This is a genomic window from Streptomyces kunmingensis (genome assembly GCF_039533535.1).
In the GTDB taxonomy this organism is placed as follows: domain Bacteria; phylum Actinomycetota; class Actinomycetes; order Streptomycetales; family Streptomycetaceae; genus Streptomyces; species Streptomyces kunmingensis.
This window is the reverse complement of sequence record NZ_BAAATS010000028.1, coordinates 215,682-233,095: the sequence shown is the minus strand read 5'-3', so window position 1 is coordinate 233,095 and position 17,414 is coordinate 215,682. Positions and strand designations below refer to the sequence as shown.

The window sequence follows — 17,414 nt, the reverse complement described above, 5'->3', positions numbered from 1 at the left end:
TCCGGGCAGTGCGCTCGGCCGGGTGGTGCGGTCGGGGACGGGCCGTCGGCGGGCGCAGACGTGGGTGGTCGCGCCGGCCACCATGATGGCGGTGGCCGCGGCCATTCTCGGCGGATCCCTCCTGGTGGCGTCGGGGGCGCCTTTCGCCGACTCCTTCGCCCGGCAGCACGGCGCCCATCTGTCCATGGAGTTCGAGGCGGGTGCCGCACAGTCCGACGCGGACGCCACGCGATCCGGCGCCGGCGCCGCCACGGAGAAGCAACTCGCCGAGACGGCCCACCGCACCGGGGTCGAGGCAGCCTCCGGCCCCTTCCGTACCGTTTCCGCGGCCCCGCGGACGGAGAAGGGCCCGGAGTTGCCACCGGTGACGATCGTCGGCCGGGGCGACCCTGGCGGGAAGGTCGACACTCTCACCCTGACTTCGGGGCGCTGGGCCGAGCGTCCCGGTGAGATCGTGCTCTCCGCGGACGGCGGGATCTTCCCGGAGCTCGGCCGCACACTCGAGTTCGCCGGTCTGCCCGGCAGCCCGGACCTTGAAGTCGTCGGCGTGGCACGGTCGGCGACCCGTACCGCCGATGCCTGGGTGCTGCCCGCCCAGCTGACCGCATCGGCGAACCCGGCAGCACGGGCCGGGTACCAGATGCTGTACCGCCTCACCGCCGCGGACACCGCCGCCCAAGTGGCCGCCGGCCGCGACGCGGTGGCCGCGCGGCTGCCCGACGGGGCGGCGACCGGATCACAGTCCTGGCTGACCGTGCGGAAGAACGCCGAGCGGGACATCGCCTTGTTCGTACCGTTCCTCATCGCGTTCGGCGTGCTCGGCCTGGTGATGTCGGTACTGATCGTCGGTCATGTGGTGACCGCCGCGGTCGGGGCAGGACAGCGGCGCATCGGCATTCTCAAGGCGGTCGGCTTCACCCCGGGCCAGGTCGTGCGGGCCTATGTCGGGCAGGCGCTGATCCCGGCGGCGATCGGCACCGCGGCCGGTGTCGTCGTCGGCCATCTGCTGGTGGTTCCGGTCCTGTCGGAGGCCGCGGACGCGTACGGCACGACTCCGTCCGGCATCGCGCCCTGGGTGGATGTCACCGTGATCGCGGGAACGCTGGCCGTGGTGGCCGCGACCGCGTGGGCGGGCGCCCGGCGGGCCGGGCGGCTGCGTACCGTCGACGCGCTGGCCCTGGGGCGTGGGCCCGCCTCGGCGCGTGGCCGGTGGGCGGCCCGCCTCGGTGCACGCGCCCGGCTGCCCAGGCCCATCGGCCTGGGCCTGGCCCGGCCCTTCGCCCGCCCTGCCCGGGCGGCCGCGATGGCGATTGCCGTGGTGTTCGGGACGGCTGCCGTCACGTTCGCGGTCGGCCTCGGCTCGTCGCTCGGCGAGGTCACCAAGGCCCGCGCGCACCAGGTCGCGGACGTGACCATCGACCCGCACGCCCCGCCGGCCGACGCCCCGCCGGGTCCCGACCCGGCGGCGGAGGCGAAGGCCCGCGCGGCGGCGGCTGCCCTGGCGGAGGCCGATCCCGCAGCGCTCGACGCGGCGATCGAGAAGCAGCCCGGGACCCGCGCGCACTACGGCCGGGCGACCGGTCAGGTGACCCTCGCCGGAGTCAGCGGCGCCACCGATGTCATCGCCTTCGACGGCGACGCCTCCTGGGGCGGCTATGCCATGGTCACCGGCCGATGGATCGGCGCACCCGGCGAGGCCGTGGTGCCCACCCCGTTCCTGGAAGCCACCGGCGCGGCCGTCGGAGACACCGTGTCCCTCGACCACCGGGGCAAGCGGGTCGCCGTCCGTATCGTCGGCACCGTCCTGGACACGCGCAACGACGGTATGGAGGTCTTCACCGACCTCACCACCTTCACCGCGGCCGACGTCGAACTGAAGCCCACCAGCCACTACATCGCCCTGCGCCCCGGCACCGACCGCGCCGACTACCTCGAAGCGCTGAACGCCGATCTCCAGTCGCTGCACCTCACCGCAGACGTACCGGAGCCCGGGAACGGCAGCGACCAGGTCGTCGCCCTCAACTCGTTGACCGCGCTGCTCACCACGCTGCTCGTTGCCGTCGCCGCCCTCGGCGTCCTCAACGGCGTGCTGCTCGACACCCGGGAACGCGCCCGCGAGATGGGCATCCACAAGGCACTCGGCATGACCCCGCGGCAGACCGTCCTCACGATCGTCACCTCGGTCGTCCTCACCGGCCTGGCCGGTGGTGCCCTGGGCGTGCCCCTCGGCCTGGCCCTGCACCATGTGATCGTGCCGGCCATGGGCGACAGTGCGGGGATCGGCCTGCCCGCCTCGGTCATGGACGTCTACGCGCCGGGGCGACTGGCCGTGCTCGTCCTCGGCGGCCTGTTGATCGCCGTCCTCGGCGCACTGCTGCCCGCGGTCCGCACGGCCCGCACGCGCACGGTCACGGCCTTGCGTACGGAGTAGTGACGGGAGCGGGCCCGGTCGGTCGCCGCCGCCCGGGGCCGGCTCTCAACACACATCACGTGTCTGGCAGTTGACGAGCCGCTGCCCTCCCCCGGGATGCGCCGGCGGAGGGCAGCGGTGACGGGGCGCGCGGAGATCACCGCACGCGCGGCGTCATGGGCAGGTGACGAGGACTATGGAGAGGGCGGTGCAGGTGAGGGACGCGCTGTCGTTGGCGGCGTTGGAATCGGTGGGCGCGGAGGCGGTGCGCTGCCCGGTGACCTTGACCTGACCGAGGGTCAGCAGGTGCAGAGGGACGCGGAATGTCTTGTGCACGCTCGCGTTGGCGGCGATGGCCCCGTAATTGCAGGTCACCGTGGTGCCGACGGCGGTGCATCCGGAGGCCAGGGCGGTGGCGGAGGCGCCCCGCGGCAGTTTCGCTGTGAGGGTCGCGGAGGTCACGCTGCCGGGGCCGGGGTTGTGGGCGGTGAGGGTGTAGCTCAGGTAGGGCACCAGGAGGCCAAGGTGTGGCTGAGCGGTGAGGTTGACGTCGATGTCCGCCGTCCGCGACGCGGGAACGAAGGCGATGCCGTAGGGGCCGTTGAATCCGCTGATCGTGGCGGTGACGGTGTTGGTCGCCGCGTCGATCACCGAGACGGAGTCATCGGCCACGTTGCTGACATAGGCGGCCGTGCCGGACGGGTCGACCTCGACCTTGGCCGGGTCGGCACCGACCGGGACGGTCGCGATCACGGTGTGGCTCGCCGGGTCGATCACCTTCACGTCGTCGCCGCCTCTGTCGGTGACGAAGGCGCGCGTGCCCGACGGGTTGAACGCGACGCCGTGCGGGCCAGCCCCGACCGCGATCGTGGCGGTCACCGTATGGGTCGCCGTGTCGATCGCGGAGACGGTGTCGTCGCTGCTGTTGTTGGCGACGTAGGCGACGCTCCCGGAGGGGTTGACCGCCACGCCGGAGGGGGCGTTCCCGACCGGGACGGTGGCCGTGACCGTGTTGGTCGCGGTGTCGATGACCGAGACCGTGCTGCCGTTGTTGTTGGTCACGTAGGCGGTGGCGCCCGACGGGGTCACCGCCACGCCGTTCGGGGAGCCGCCGACCGGGACGGTCGCGCTGACCGTGTTCGTGGCGGTGTCGATGACCGACACTGTTTCCTCGCCGCTGTTCGCGACGTACGCGCGGGCCCCGGACGGGGTGAACGCCACGCCGAGAGGGTTGTTGCCGACGGGGATGGTCTCGGTGACCTCGTCGGCCTGTGTGTCGATCACCGAGACGGTCTTGTCGTCGAAATTGGTGACGTAGGCGTGCGTGTCGACGGGGTTGACCGCCACCCCGACGGGGCTGTTCCCGACGTCGATGGTGCGGGTGACGGTGTTCGTGCTCGTATCGAGCACCGTGATCGCATCGCCATGGAAGTTGGCCACATACGCCGACGGTCCCTCGGCTGCGTGTGCGGGCGCGGTGAGCGCCACCAGCCCTGACAGCGTCAGAGCGCCGGCCGCGGCGACGGGAGTCAGCCGCCGCCCCCAGCGAAAAATGAACGGTCGTGGTCTTGCGGGCATCGACGCCAAGAGACTCCCCCATCATCGAACCCCGCGCCGTGACGGCGGGTCCGAAGGACACCGAGGACCGGCGGCGGCGCGGTCGCACCGGCCCCGGCGCCCACCGGGACCGCAACAGCCGTACCCCGACCGGACACCGGCAGCACCGGCCCCGGCGGAGTCACCAGCATCATCACGCTCCCCCGCCCTCCCGGGACCGGAACCCCGACAGTTGTCCGCATTCGGTCAAAAGCTGGCTGTCCCGCGTCTTGACACCACGCCCGGCAGCTTCCGCCCCACCGCCTCCCACGGTCTCCCACCGCCTTTGTCCCGCCTTCGCAGGCCAGGCGGTGAGCCGCGTCGGCCTTCGTACGGTCGTCCGCGCCGACGACCCCGCGGGGCGGCGGTGTCGCGCTCTCGGAATGCCAGTGGGCGCAGCGGGGGGTGTTCGTCTCGGTCCAGTGAATCGTGGACACCGGTACTCCTCGTGTTCGAGCGTGCGGGGGGCACGAAGAGCACTTCGACGAGGAGCAGCGGAAAACGGCCCGTGCTGTGCACAGGCTCGTGTGTCAGGGCGGGTAGGGCTACCGCTCCCGCGTCGAAGCGCGAGAGGAGAAGTCGCCTAGAACCATGCCGAGCGGCGTCACGACCGGCCCTTTCGGAGAGGTGAGAACTTCGGAGAGGTGCAAACAGAAGGATCCCACAGCCCTGTGACGCGGCAGCCATCACAGGCAAGGCCAGGCCCGGCGGTGAGATCTCCGCTGCCGCGTGGACCCCGACCACCACACTGACCTACGCCCCGATCAGGGAGTGCTACATGGGTGCGTGCGACCGTCACCGCTCCGTGCTGAGAGTCTGTCTTTGAACCCGGGCATGCGGTGCTGAACACCCCTTGCGGCAGCGGGCTCCTGGAGCCTCATGACTCCCGCAGCCGAAAACCCGGTACTCAGTCGTCGGCAGCCGCCCTGCGACTGCGGAACGCCGCCACCCGCGTCCGGTTCTGACAGGCCACCGAGCAGAACCGGCGCCGGCCGCCGGGTGACTGGTCGATGTAGACGTCGGCACAGTGGCCGCCGGTACAGATGCCGATACGCGCGAAGCCGCGCTCCACGAGGTACTTGCGCAGGGTGATCGCCGCCGCCGCGACCAGGGCCTGATCGGCGTCGTCGACGTTCCACGCCGCGCGCAGGGTCCCGGCGGTCCCGCTCGCCATGACGGGGCGAACACCGCTGTCGGACAGCAGGCGGGTCAGTTCGTGCGCGCACGCCTCGCTGTCCGGGGCGGAGAACACCGCGTGCAGGCGGTCCGCCGCGCAGGCAAGCGCAGTCGGGGTCAGCGCGGCGCTGACGCGCGCCGGCAGGTCGAGGCGCGCCGTGATGTCGGCCACGGGCAGGTGGGGGGCCTCTCCCCGGCCGTCCTCCTGCCGCGGCAACGTGCCCCAGCCGTTGACGAGTCGCGTCAGCGCCTCGAGAGAGACGTCTGTGAGGGTGACTGCCATACGCCCCAGCGTAACGCGCTGAACGCCGCCTATGCGTTGCAAGCCTTTCACCGAACCAGTAACGTAATGAAGCGGTACTAAGCGTTACGCCGTCCATGCGCGGAGGCTGCGATGCTGGACCTCACTCTCCTGCCGGCCTACCTGGCCGCGGTCGCGATCATCACCATCACTCCGGGACCCGACGCCGCGTACATCACGGCCGTGGCCCTGGAACGCGGCCCGAGAGCCGGCCTGCTCTCCGCCACCGGAATGGCCCTGGGGATGGTCGTGCACGTGACGGCCGCCGCGCTCGGCCTCGCCGTCCTGCTGCGCTCGACACCCGTCGCGCTGATGCTGGTGGAAGCCGTCGGCGGGCTCTACCTCGCATGGCTGGCGACGACCACGATCCGCTCGTCCCGGAAGACGCCGACAGCACATTCCGGGACGCCACCCGGGCGACAGGTCCTGCGCCGAGCAGTTCTCACCAACCTGCTCAACCCGAAGACCGTACTGTTCTTCGCCGCGTTCCTCCCCCGGTTCACCAGCCCCGAACAGGGCCCCCGCTGGCTCCAGTTGCTCACCCTCGGACTGATCTTCCTGGTGGTGGGACTCCTCTGGGACAGCACGATCGGCCTGTGCGCCGGCCGGCTGGGCCGGCAACTGCTACGGGGCCCGCGCACCGCCATGACAGTGAACGTGGTCACCGGAACCACCTTCGCCGTCCTTGCAACATTCCTCCTCCAGGACGCACTCACCACCGCCGTGGCATGACCCGTTAGGCGGACGTTAGCGAGACGGCGCTTGGGCAGTAACGGCCTCGGCCAGAGTCTGGGTTGTTCCCGAAGAGGGGACACCACCCACGACCTACCGGAGGACCCGCCATGCGCTCCCACACCACCATCCGCACAAACCGTCGCCGTACGCTGCGCTGCGCCGCCGTGGTTCTGACCGTGGCCGCGGGCCTCACGCTCACGGCCTGCAACGGCGATGACGTCACAGGGGGCGACCCCTCGGCCGCATCCAGTGCGTCCTCGACGGACGGCGCCTCCTCCAACGGCGGTTCGGCCACCGGCGGTTCGGGGTCGGGCGGTTCGGATCAGGGCGGCGGGAAGGACTCGGCGGGGAAGAACTCGGGCGGGCAGGGCACGGCAGCCGGCAGCGGTTCGGGCTCGAGCGCCGAGGCCGGCAAGTGCCGTACCGACGATCTGGACATCTCGGCATCGGACAGCACCATCGACGGTGACACCAAGGGCTCTGTCGCGGTGGAGCTGCACAACGGTGGCGGCCAGGACTGCACGCTGTCCGGGTTCGCGGGCGTCGACCTGACGACCAGTGAGGGCCCGCTGTCCGCCCAGCGCGCCGGCCAGCCCGCCGAACGGACGACCCTCAAGAACGGGAAGTCGGTGTTCTTCAACATCAGCTACCCGATGAACGACTCGGGCGGTTCCGGTGTCAAGGTCACGGGTCTGGTGGTGACGCCGCCCGGCGAGACGAAGTCGTTCTCGCTGGAGTGGCCGGGCGCCGCCACACTGCCCGTCACCGACGGCTCCGGCTCCCCGGTCGAGGTCGGCCCGATCGGCAGCGCCGGCCAGGGCGGAGCCTCGTAGGAGCGCAGGCTCAGACATGGTCGCCAAGGACGAACTCCAGCCGGGCGATGCCCTGACGTCGCACAGCTTCGGCCTGCGGGAGATGCTCGACTACGAGGACAACGCCGTGAAGCGGTACCACCTGCGGGGCGCCTTCGTGGAACGCATCGGCCCGGCGTTCTACCGAGAGGCGTTGGCCGCGTCCGGGGCCCCGGCGACAGGCGGCCTGGTACCGGCGTCCGGCAGGCGGGTGGCCCGTGCTCCGTCGGCGAAGAGAGAGACGCCAGGAGTGGCCCTCGGTGGCGTGGAAGTCGACGGCCGCGCACTCGTGCGGCCAGGCGCTCGTCGTGGCGCGGCACATAAACAAGAACTCGTCGATCTCGTCGAGGGCCACCTCGTCCGGCAGCATTCGCGAGGCCGAGGCCGAGGCCGGGGCCGAGGGGCCCGCGGGCGACCTCGGCGCGGAAGGCGCTCGCCCGTTCGTCGCTCAGCCGCTCAGCCGCTCAGCCGCTCAGCCGCTCAGCCGCTCAGCCGCAGCAGAACGGGGAACGCGAGTGTCGTGTCACTCCCACTCTCTCTCATTGCGTTCCGACGACCGGACCTTCGGCGTTGGCAACCTCAGCCCTTCCGGTGGCCCCGCACCGCGGCCCCCGTCCTCACTACCCCACGCGGCGCGCCAGCCGGTGCAGGGTCACCTCGGTCAGCTGTCCCCCGTCCGCCACGGCCGTCATGTACGTGCAGTACGGCTCACGGCGCCGGTCGGTCGGCGACCCCGGGTTCAGCAAGCGCAGCCCGCCCGGAGCCGTCGTGTCCCAGGGGATGTGGCTGTGTCCGAACACCAGGACGTCGAGGTCCGGGAAGCGTTCGGCGCAGCGGCGTTCTCGCCCCTGGGCCGCGCCCGTCTCGTGGACGACTCCGAAGCGCAGCCCGCCCAGTTCCGCCCGGGCCACTTCCGGCAGGCGGGCCCGCAGTTCGTGGCCGTCGTTGTTGCCGTACACAGCGATCAACCTGCGGGAGCGGGACTCCAGCAGATCCAGCGTGGCGGTGTCCACCCAGTCGCCGGCATGGACGACCACGTCGGCGAGCGGCAACCGCTCCAGCAGCTCCGCGGGCAGTTCCTTCGCACGCTTCGGCAGATGGGTGTCCGACATCAGCAGCACAAGCATGCGCCCCACTATCCCGCACCGCCTCGTCCTCGTCCGTACCGTGCGCCCCTGAGTGCCGCCCCGGCCCGCGACCTGGCCGCTACGGACAACGCCGGTCTCAGCGACTGGGACCATGAGATGTCTGCAGACGTCATCGGGGAGATGAGACTGTGAAGGTCGGACCGGCACGTTCCGCCGCGATCCAGTGGGTCGCCCAGCATGCCCGACCCGACGCCGGCTTCCGCGGTGCCTACCTCAGCGGCTCGACCGTCGGACTGCCGGACGACGCGGAGCTGTCGCCCTCCTCCGACATCGACATCTTCGTCGTCACCGCCCAGGAGGACCCGCCGGTCAAGCCCGGCAAGTTCCGCTTCCAGGACGCCCTGCTGGAAGTCAGCTATCTGCCCTGGACCGAACTCGCCTCCGCCGACGACGTCCTGGCGTCCTACCACCTGGCCGGCAACTTCCGCACCGACGCGATCATCGATGACCCCACCGGCTGTCTGCGCCGACTACAGGCACATGTCTCGCGCCACTTCACCGCCCGGCCCTGGGTCCGCCGCAGGTGCCAGGACGCCCGCCACCGGATCGAGACCCGCCTCGCTGCGATCGACACCTCGGCGCCCTTCCACGAGCAGGTGCTCTCCTGGCTGTTCCCCACCGGCGTGACCTGCCATGTCCTGCTCGTCGCCGCCCTGCGCAACCCCACCGTCCGCCTGCGCTATCCAGCCGCTCGCGAGGTTCTCGCCGACTACGGCCACAGCAGCCTCTACCCGGAACTTCTGGACCTCCTCGGCTGCTCACACCTGTCCGCGCAGCGTGTCCGGCACCATCTGCGTGAACTCGCCACGACGTTCGACGCCACCATCCCGGTGGCGAAGACCCCGTTCTTCTTCAGCAGCGACATCACGCCCGCCGCGCGACCGATCGCGATCGACGGAAGCCAGAAACTCATCGACTCGGGCGACCACCACGAAGCCGTTTTCTGGATCATCGCGACCTACGCGCGCTGCCACACGATCCTGGCCGCCGACGCCCCCGAGCTGCACGAAGCCCTCGCCCCGGCCTTCCGTGAGGCCGTCTCCGATCTCGGCATCAACTCCACCCGTGACCTCATCCACCGGGCCGAAGAGGTGACCCGGTTCCTCCCCCGGCTCTGGCAGACCACCGAGGCCATCCTGCGCGGCAATCCCACGATCACCGAATAGCAGAGGAAGGACTTCGGCTCGGTCCCCGAGCGGGGTGTTCGCTCACGCCGTGCCCTTCCTGGTCCTCATCGCCTCGCCCCTGCTCGCGCAGCCCCGGATTGCCGCCTTCGGCGTACGGCGCCTACTTCGGAGCCGGATCGAGCGTCATGGTCCTGGCGCTTCTCCCGACCGCCGCCGAACTTCCCCTCGTAGTCGCCAACGCCTTGCGGAACATGCGCCCGACGTCAGGAGCTCACCCACCTCACGGCGTACGAGAAACGGGCGAAAACCAACCGGTCGGAGCATAAGTGAATCGATTCCTCGGGTGAAAAGTGCCAGTGGGAACCGCAACGGCTGCGCTTGGCTGCGACTCTCGGCATCGACACGAAATCGACACGAATCTGCAGGCAGCTGCGATTCGGACTCCCATCTCTCTCCTGTTTGGAGCTCCCCTTGCGTCTTCGTCGTATCACGGTCGGTGCTCTTGGTTCCATCGCGCTCTTCCTCGCCTCCGCCGGTGCCGTCACCCTCAGCGCCGGTTCCGCCGCGGCGAACCCCTGCGGCTTCTACGAGACCGGCTCCGACGCCTACTACAACCACTGCACCTCGGACGGCTCACACATCATCATCGAGATCGACGACTGGGGGCCGAACAGCGAGCAGTGTGTGGCTCCGGGCGTGACCTGGATCGGCTCCGCTTCCGGCGTCGACGGCGCCTGGTACACCGGCCGGACGTGCTGAACCGCGCAGCACGCACGCACTGAGCGGATCGCGTTCGGGGGACGGTCACGGTGCCGGTTCCCCGAACGCCTGCGATAGGGCGGGCCGGCCCGCCAGGGAGCTCACCAGGAGTGCGGGGCTGCTCGTCAGGGGCGGGCGTGGACGCCCATGCCCCCGGAGACGGTGAGGTTGTCGCCGGTGATGTAAGCGGCGGCGTCCGAGGCGAGGAGCGCCACGGCTTCGGCGATGTCGGCGGGCGCGCCGACGCGGCCGAGCGGGACGTCCCCGGCCCAGGAGTCGATCATCGCCGGGGAGACGCCCATCTTGCCGTAGGCAGGGGTGTCGATGAGTCCCGGACTGACGGCGTTGACGCGGATACGGCGCGGGGCGAGTTCGAGCGCGAGGGACCGCATGAGGGGTACCAGGGTTCGGCGACCAGGGCCGGTTCGGGCAGGTCCTGACGGACACGATCAGCGGACAGCCGGCCGAAGCCGGCGTCTGGGAGACCCTGCGCGCAGGGGTTGCCGCCGTACTGGCCCTGCACGCCAGCCGCGAACAGACCCTGGAACGGTTCCGTCTCCTGCACAACACCCGGTCCCTGCGCGCCGGTTGGCTCGAAAAGCGGCTCCAGTTCCAGGACGATCTGCTGCCGCTCGTCGAGACGCGGATGGGCGCCGCTGTCGGCAGCGCGGAACCAAGAGCTCGCGCGGTGATCGCGACGGCGTTCGCGTGCCTGGATGCCGCGTCAATGACGTGGGTCGGCAACGACGGCAAGGGCGAGATCCTGGACCTGTACGACGAGTGCCTGGCTGCGGTGCGCGACTAGCCGGGTCGCGCCGACCACCCCTTCCTGGCCGACGCCACCGTCACCGCCCCGCGACCACTGCCTACCCACCAGCCCGGCCCCACCGATGTCGCCGTCAGGAGCCGTCAGGAGCCGTCAGGAGCCGTCAGGAGCCGTCAGGGAGCGATACCGACGCCGTCGATGCCGCTCCAGGACCTCTCCTGGGCCGCGCTCATGGCCGGCCAGCGAGTGCCTCCGGGCCGCGGTTCGACCCGGGAGAGATAGGGCTGAGGGGTGAAGTCAGGCTGGTAGAAGCACCCGGTGCCGTACACACGGTCGAAGTCCGGGCAGGACGACGCGACCGAACTCGGCGTGGGCTTCTTGCCCTTGCGCACCCAATCGTCAAGTGCCGCAATGGAGTTGGCGTACTCGGAGTTGCTCAGCCCACTGTGCTCTTGCTCGTCCGAAAAGGTCTGCACGAGGTTCTTGCCGTGACCGGCGCCCCGGAGAGTGGCACGGTAGGCCGCCTCTTGCTCGACGAACGCCGTCGGATCGTCGATGGCGTGCAAGGTGAGTACCGGGATGGAGACGTCACCGGTGAGATCACTGTCGTAGGACAGGTCACGCCGGGCCGACGGATCGGCGGAGTAGCGTCCCACTCCCGCGTTGAGTGCCTTGTCGTCGTGCGAACCGGAGTAGCGCACACCCTTGTTGCCGAACGGATTGCGATCGCCGAGCCGGTTGTGGGTGATGTCGCGAAAGGTAAAGGTCGCGAAGCGCAGATGGGACTCGAGCGTGCGCTCAGGAATTTTCGTGACGGCGAGGATGTCGTCAAGATTGCGCTGCTGCAGCGCGGTGCGCTCCTCGGAGTCGGACGCGAAGCCGGTGCACTCCTGCAAGCGGGCGCGCAAGCCTTGCGCGGTCATGCTCGATCCGGCCCTCAGCCCCTGCCAGAGCGGATACTGCGGTTCGGTGGAGCGCGGGTGATTTCGGCAGTAGTACTGGTAGACCACGCGCAGGTCGACCCGGTAGTCGTAGCCTCGCGAGCCACCGCCGAGCACGCCGTTGGTGAGCAGGGCACCGTCGTACGGTCCGTTCTTCTTGCCGTAGGTCTCCACCACCTTGGCCGCCACGTCACCGCCCCACGACTGGCCGTGTACGTACGTCCTCTCCGGCGTACCGAACGCGGACCGGAACACGCGGCGCACGTTCTCGGTGTCGGCCGCGGCCATGCGGGTGCCGTAGCCTCCCCGGCGGTACGACGAGCCGGCCCATGCGTACCCCTCGTCGACCATGACCGCCCAGCGCTCGAGGTCTTCGGCGCTGCGGCTCGGGTCGGAGTCGTCACCGAGGTCGGGTCCGCCGTGGGCGTGGACGACCAGTGACCCGTTCCACTGCTCGGGGACGGCGATGGTGTAGTACGCGCCGTTGCTGTCCTGCCCGCTATAACACGTGGCCTTGTCCGCCAGGGCCGATGGACACGGTACGGAGGGCGGCCTTGTCGTGTCCGTCTGAGCGGCGGCGGCCTGCGGGATCGCGCCGACGACCACTCCTGCGACGCACAGTGCCTGCCAGCTGGAGCGGCGCCGCCGCGGCCGGAGCCCTCGGGATGTGCCGGACCGTGCTGCGAAGGGATACAAAACGCGGCTCCTTGCTTTCGCGGACGCACCGTCGCGTCATGCGCTGCGATGTTAGGGAGCCGGTGGTCGGGGGGCCAGAGCCTGATCGATACGTTCATAGTGTTCGCGCTCGCGTCGTGGCGACGTCCGCTGCGGTGGTGCGTCTACGGGGTTTACTCCCGGGAGTCAGGTGCCGCGCGCCCGGGCCTGGTCGCCTGCCCGCTACGACCCTACGACCAGGGTTCGGTCGGCTGCTCGCTACGAGCCGGGCCCGGTCGGCTGCTCGCTACGAGCCGGGTCAGCCGCTCGGCTCGTCGAAGAGGTCGGCGCACACCTGCGGCAGGGGGCGGCCGGTGGCGAACGCGCGGGCCCGCAGCAGGGCCAGCGCGTCCGGGATGGCGATGTCGCGGCGGGCGGCCAGGCGCCCGGCGGCCCGGCGGGTCCTGCCCCAGTGGGCGTCGATCATGTCGGCCGGCTCCCAGGGAAGGGGTTCCGCGCCGCCGAAGTGCCGCAGCGCGCGGCGCAGCAGGACGTCGGCGACGGCCTCGGCGGCCGCGACGGCTTCGGGTACGGGGTCCTCGCCCGGCCGCCAAGGAGTGTGCCGCAGCAAGTCCACCGCACCGATCGGCTTTCTGGCGCCGGAGGGTGTGAGCGGCACCGCGAGGACAAGGGCCACCCGGGGAAGTTCCTCCCGCAGACGGGACCCGAAGACCGGCCACAGGGTGAGGTATTCGGCGGGGTCCAGGCACACCACGGGCATCCCGGACTCGGAGGCCGCCATGCATGGCCCCTCCTGCGACTCGAACTGCAACTCCTCCAGGCGCAGCGCCTCATCCCCGCTGGCACACAGCAACTGACGCGCCTCGGTATGGGTCAGCAGGGACATCGAGGCTCCGTCCATCCCCAAGCCCTCGCACATCGCCTGGCACAGGCGGTGCGGCAGACCCGCCTCCTCCCCCGCCGCCGCAGCCCGCTCGACCAACTGCACGACCCGCGCATCTCTCATCCGCCACGACTGCCCCCACCTGCCCGGATCACGCTTCCCTGTAGGACGCCGCCACGCCCCGTCGGAACTGCTCGTGTCCCGCCGTCGCGGAGGCGCGGCTCGCCGACGGGTCCACACGGCGGTCCACACGGCGCCTCCAGTGGCGGAGCGAAAGAAGCGTGCATACAACGGAATGACGCTCATGCGCGGGGAGAGGACGCCCGCTGAAATGGAGATGCGAAGATGGCCGCTGAGTCATTCTCTGCCGAGCCCGAGGTTTCCGAGACCGGCGAACCTCTGGTCGCGAAGCCGGTCCACTGGGGCACTGCGCAGCTCGGCGCCCCGCCCCCGCTTCCTGTCCGGCCGCCGTCATGGCCGCAGGCAACGGACGGCGGCACGACCGACGCGCCGCGGGACGAGGCGCCGCACCACGCCCGCGACATCGACTTTGGCATGACCCAGGAGTGGGGCGCCCCCGCCCCCGCCCCTGCCCGCGCGCCCGCGCCCGCGGCTGAGCCCGCCGCTCCGCCGTTCCCCGCGGCGGCCCCCGACGCCGGGGCCGAGACGGTGGAGGAGCTCCTGCACATCGCCGTGATGACGCGGCCCCTGGAGGACATCGCCGATCTGGCGACCCGCCTGGAGCAGACACCCGACGGTGCGCCGACCGCCGCGTCCGTCCTCCGTCTGGCCGCTGTCGCCCGCTCCGTTGACGACGTCACCCGGCTGGTGGAACTCCTCGGCCCGCCCGAGCACCCCGTGGACCACATGGACGAGGCCATCCGGCACGCCGCGGAACAGCGGCCCGTCCCGGACGTCACCCGCCTCATCCAGTTGCTCTCCTCTTTCCCGGACGAGGCGCACAGCAGTGCCGAAGCGGTGCACGCCGCCGCCACGGGCAGGTCCGTAGAGGACCTGGTGCAGCTCGTCGGCAACCTGGGTGAGGACAGGGGCGGCGGTGCGCCCGTGCTGCGATCCACACCGGTCGCACCGGCCGCGCCGGCCACACCGCCCGCCGAGCCGACCCCCGCCACGCAGACGGAAGCCTCGCAGCAGAAGAAGAAGCAGAACGCCACCACTCCCCAGACGTGGATGCGGCGCGCCGCGGGCCTGCTGATGCTGCTCTGCGCAGCGGCCCACCTCCCGATGGACTGGTCGCAGGAGTCCGCCTTCAGCATTGCCGCCGCGATCGGGGTCAGCGCCCTCTGCGCCGCGTCGGGCCTCGCGCTCCTCCTGAGCCGCTCGCTCTCCGCGGCCGTGTTGAGCGTCTTGGTGGCCGGTGCGCTGGCCGTCGGACATCTCGTCGAGGACCGGCTCGGCTCCGGCTCGCTCTCGCAGGTGCTGCAGCCCGCGGGCGTCCCCGCGCCGCTCCCCGCCCTCGCGGCGGTCCTCGCCGCGCTCGCCGCCCTGCTGGCCGTGGCGCTGACGGTCGCCGCCCCGCGCACACCGGCCCCCGACCCGGGCCCGCGCGCCTGATCACAGCGTTACGGGCCTCAGTTCGGAAACGGGGCGAAGCGAGCGGAGGCCCGCCCAGCTTGAAACTCCCAGGCGGTTGGCGCGCACTCGGATCGTCACCCGCCGGCTGCTTCACCGGCGCGCGAGGCGGACCACGGCATAGGTGATACCGAGGATGATGTCGACGACGGTCCAGAGGACGATGATCAGTCCAACACCGACAGCGGTTCCCGCGTTGGCGGCGTCGTTGCAGGTCTGAGCGTCCAGAGTGCCGCAGTCAGAAGGCCCACCGGAGCGTGCCCCCAGGACGATCCAGAGCAGGAAGACCGCCTGCACCGCGAGGAAGAACCACATGAACCATCGGTGCTGACGTCGTCCGCCTTCATCAGGTGGCGGCGAGGTTCGAGGCTCCGGGGTCGGACTCTGAGGAGCCGCGGTCGGTCCAGAGCTGATTGGCCACTGAGGGCTCAACGTGGGCTCCTCTGCCGCGCTCACCGCGCCCTACCCGGTCACCTTTACCTCCAGCAAATGGGCGCTTCGTGGCCTGGCCCGCACCGCGGCACTGGAGCTCGGGCCGCGCGGGATCCGGGTGAACACCATCCATCCCGGGTTCATCGACACCGAGATGTCCGCCTCCGCGGACCCCGCCTTCCGCCTTTCGGGAGGCGAACGTGCGCGAGACCCCGCTGAGGCGCACGGGCAGCGTCGACGACGTCACCGCGCTCGTCGCGTTCCTGCTCTCGGGCGCCGCCGCGTTCATCACCGGCGCCGACATTCCCGTCGACGGCGGGCTCACCGCCCACGGCGGTGGTCAGTGGGGCCCCTTCCGCGCCTTCCACCGGGCAGGCCGACGTTCCTGCACGCTCTGGACGCACTCGGACACCGGAGCACTCGACCTGTATCTACGGGTGGGCATGACGGTCCGACGCAGCTCCACGGTCTTCCGCAAGGACCTGCGGGCCTAGGGTCCACCCGGACAGATCATGGGCGCTGTGCGAACGTCGGCGCCCGCCTGGAGGCGGACAGGGGGGGCAACCAGGCCGAGACAGCGGTCAGTAGCGCCTTTCGGGCCCGAGTACGGCGGGAAACCTCCGCGTTTCCGCAGGCGTCCGACAGCACAGAGCAGTGCGGCGCAGCGCAGGGCGGCGGCGCAGATCAGGCGGTCGGGGTGGGCCAGGCGACGTCCGTTTCGACGGCGGTGGTGTAGTCGATGCCGGGGACAGAGAAGCCGTAGAGGCGGCGGACTTCGCCGCTGAACCAGTCGAGGTCGGCGAGGTCGCTGATGGTGTCGCTGGTGGCGGTGGACCAGCGGTCGGCGACCGCTTGCTGCGCGGCGGAGTCGAGTTCCCAGGTGTCGAGGCGGAGTCGGCCCTCGTCGTCGAGGACGAGCGGGCGGGCGTCGGTCAGTTGGTCCCACAGCTGGACCAGTTGACCGATCGGGGCCACCATGGCGTCGCCGAGGACGCCGCGCAGCAGCCCCACGTACAGGGCGATGCCGGGGATGGCGGTGGAGGACTGGGTGACGGCTGCCGCGTTGACCGAGGTCACGGCGCGGCCGCCGACGGTCTTGCCGAGGCGTTCGTCCAACGTGCGTGCGGTGGCTTCGAGATGGGCCTTCGCGGCACCGATGGTGCCCTGCCGGTAGATCGCCGCGGTGAGCGGTGAGCCTATGTAGGACAGGGCGGCGGTGGTGAAACCGTCGGCGAGCAGGGACCGGTCGGCGAGGAATGTGATCCAGCGTTCCCAGTCCGCGCCGCCCATCACCGCCACGGTCTGTTCGATGTCGTCGCCCTCGGCCGGCGCGGTCGTGACCTTCTTGACCTCCGGGACGCCGTGCTCATCGAAGACGAGGGTCTTCGTGGTGTGCGGTGAGCCGACCGGTTTGAGGACCGAGGCGTATACGTTGCCGGTGTCGGGGTCGGTGCGGCGAGGCGCGGCCACTGAGTAGATCAGGTAGTCGAGCCGTCCCCCGAACCGGTCGGCCAGGAGGCCGGCGACCTGCTCCTTCATCGTGTCGCTGAATGCGTCGCCGTTGAGGAACACCATGTCCCGCCCGTGCTGTTGCGCGAGCCGGGCGGTGGCGGCCGTGCGATACCAGCCGGCTGTGCCGGTGCGGCGCGCGGGCGCCTTCTCGAAGCACACGCCGATGCCACGGATACCGACACGGGCCAGGCCCGCGATCGTGGCGGCCAGGCCGTAGCCCGCGGACGAACCGATGATCAGAGCCACCGGCCCTTCGCCCCCGGCGGGCGCCTGGGCGGGGACGGCCCGCCACATCTCCTCCACCAGCTGCTCGCAGCCGCCGGGGTGGGAGTCGAGAAACAGGAAGCCCCGGTTCTTGGGCGCGATGACGCGTTCACTCACGGTGCGATATCCCAGGTGTCGTCACGGACAAGGCCGCGACGACCGCCGCGGCCTCCCGCAAGTCTGCGGCCGTACGAACGAACACAGCGATCCTGACCCGGCACAACGATGTTCAGCCGGTCTTGGAG

The 17,414-nt window shown here is 70.8% G+C and carries 15 protein-coding genes and 1 pseudogene; 8 read left to right on the top strand and 8 right to left on the bottom strand.

Annotated features, from left to right (window positions below; genetic code table 11):
- Window positions 1-82 precede the first annotated feature (82 nt).
- Complete coding sequence (locus ABD366_RS31980; protein WP_324774322.1) at window positions 83-2,431, top strand: ABC transporter permease; 2,349 nt, start codon at window positions 83-85, stop codon at window positions 2,429-2,431.
- A gap of 153 nt (window positions 2,432-2,584) precedes the next feature.
- Here ABD366_RS31980 and ABD366_RS31975 read toward each other — a convergent pair whose 3' ends face one another.
- Both ABD366_RS31975 and ABD366_RS31970 read right to left on the bottom strand, forming a co-directional pair.
- The gene (locus ABD366_RS31975; protein ID WP_324774259.1) at window positions 2,585-3,850 is read right to left on the bottom strand and encodes a beta-propeller fold lactonase family protein; all 1,266 of its coding nucleotides are present in this window, start codon (window positions 3,848-3,850) and stop codon (window positions 2,585-2,587) included.
- Between the two features lie 1,063 nt (window positions 3,851-4,913).
- A complete protein-coding gene (locus ABD366_RS31970; RefSeq protein WP_324774257.1) occupies window positions 4,914-5,465 on the bottom strand; it encodes a CGNR zinc finger domain-containing protein in 552 nt (183 codons plus the stop codon).
- Between the two features lie 111 nt (window positions 5,466-5,576).
- On the opposite strand from ABD366_RS31970, the gene ABD366_RS31965 reads away from it, so the two are divergent.
- Together ABD366_RS31965 and ABD366_RS31960 are read left to right on the top strand one after the other, a co-directional pair.
- Complete coding sequence (locus ABD366_RS31965) at window positions 5,577-6,215, top strand: LysE family translocator (protein ID WP_324774255.1); 639 nt, start codon at window positions 5,577-5,579, stop codon at window positions 6,213-6,215.
- Between the two features lie 110 nt (window positions 6,216-6,325).
- Window positions 6,326-7,051, top strand: a complete 726-nt coding sequence (locus ABD366_RS31960; protein ID WP_324774253.1) for a DUF4232 domain-containing protein — start codon at window positions 6,326-6,328, stop codon at window positions 7,049-7,051.
- 638 nt (window positions 7,052-7,689) lie between these two features.
- Here ABD366_RS31960 and ABD366_RS31955 read toward each other — a convergent pair.
- The gene (locus ABD366_RS31955; protein WP_324774251.1) at window positions 7,690-8,196 is read right to left on the bottom strand and encodes a metallophosphoesterase family protein; all 507 of its coding nucleotides are present in this window, start codon (window positions 8,194-8,196) and stop codon (window positions 7,690-7,692) included.
- 149 nt (window positions 8,197-8,345) lie between these two features.
- On the opposite strand from ABD366_RS31955, the gene ABD366_RS31950 reads away from it, so the two are divergent.
- Together ABD366_RS31950 and ABD366_RS31945 are read left to right on the top strand one after the other, a co-directional pair.
- Window positions 8,346-9,383, top strand: coding sequence for a hypothetical protein (locus tag ABD366_RS31950; RefSeq protein WP_324774249.1), 1,038 nt, complete (start codon window positions 8,346-8,348; stop codon window positions 9,381-9,383).
- Between the two features lie 432 nt (window positions 9,384-9,815).
- A complete protein-coding gene (locus ABD366_RS31945; protein WP_324774247.1) occupies window positions 9,816-10,103 on the top strand; it encodes a DUF6355 family natural product biosynthesis protein in 288 nt (95 codons plus the stop codon).
- A gap of 125 nt (window positions 10,104-10,228) precedes the next feature.
- Here ABD366_RS31945 and ABD366_RS31940 read toward each other — a convergent pair whose 3' ends face one another.
- A complete protein-coding gene (locus ABD366_RS31940) occupies window positions 10,229-10,507 on the bottom strand; it encodes an SDR family oxidoreductase (protein ID WP_411293852.1) in 279 nt (92 codons plus the stop codon).
- Between the two features lie 32 nt (window positions 10,508-10,539).
- Here ABD366_RS31940 and ABD366_RS31935 point away from each other — a divergent pair, with 32 nt between their 5' ends.
- Complete coding sequence (locus ABD366_RS31935) at window positions 10,540-10,908, top strand: acyl-CoA-like ligand-binding transcription factor (RefSeq protein WP_324774320.1); 369 nt, start codon at window positions 10,540-10,542, stop codon at window positions 10,906-10,908.
- 134 nt (window positions 10,909-11,042) lie between these two features.
- On the opposite strand, the gene ABD366_RS31930 is transcribed toward ABD366_RS31935, so the two are convergent.
- Entirely contained in the window at window positions 11,043-12,401 is a 1,359-nt protein-coding gene (locus tag ABD366_RS31930; protein ID WP_411293851.1) for a hypothetical protein, read from the bottom strand.
- Between the two features lie 382 nt (window positions 12,402-12,783).
- Complete coding sequence (locus ABD366_RS31925; RefSeq protein WP_324774241.1) at window positions 12,784-13,473, bottom strand: hypothetical protein; 690 nt, start codon at window positions 13,471-13,473, stop codon at window positions 12,784-12,786.
- A 240-nt stretch (window positions 13,474-13,713) separates the two neighbouring features.
- Here ABD366_RS31925 and ABD366_RS31920 point away from each other — a divergent pair, with 240 nt between their 5' ends.
- Complete coding sequence (locus tag ABD366_RS31920) at window positions 13,714-14,943, top strand: hypothetical protein (protein ID WP_344442933.1); 1,230 nt, start codon at window positions 13,714-13,716, stop codon at window positions 14,941-14,943.
- Between the two features lie 111 nt (window positions 14,944-15,054).
- On the opposite strand, the gene ABD366_RS31915 is transcribed toward ABD366_RS31920, so the two are convergent.
- Window positions 15,055-15,276, bottom strand: a complete 222-nt coding sequence (locus ABD366_RS31915; RefSeq protein WP_324772174.1) for a hypothetical protein — start codon at window positions 15,274-15,276, stop codon at window positions 15,055-15,057.
- A gap of 112 nt (window positions 15,277-15,388) precedes the next feature.
- Between ABD366_RS31915 and ABD366_RS31910 the strand changes: the two are divergent.
- A pseudogene (locus ABD366_RS31910) lies at window positions 15,389-15,887 on the top strand (SDR family NAD(P)-dependent oxidoreductase); the annotation flags it as partial.
- Between the two features lie 190 nt (window positions 15,888-16,077).
- Here ABD366_RS31910 and fabV read toward each other — a convergent pair.
- Window positions 16,078-17,286 (bottom strand): enoyl-[acyl-carrier-protein] reductase FabV, encoded by a 1,209-nt coding sequence (gene fabV / locus ABD366_RS31905; protein WP_324772173.1) that lies wholly within the window; start codon window positions 17,284-17,286, stop codon window positions 16,078-16,080.
- Window positions 17,287-17,414 lie beyond the last annotated feature (128 nt).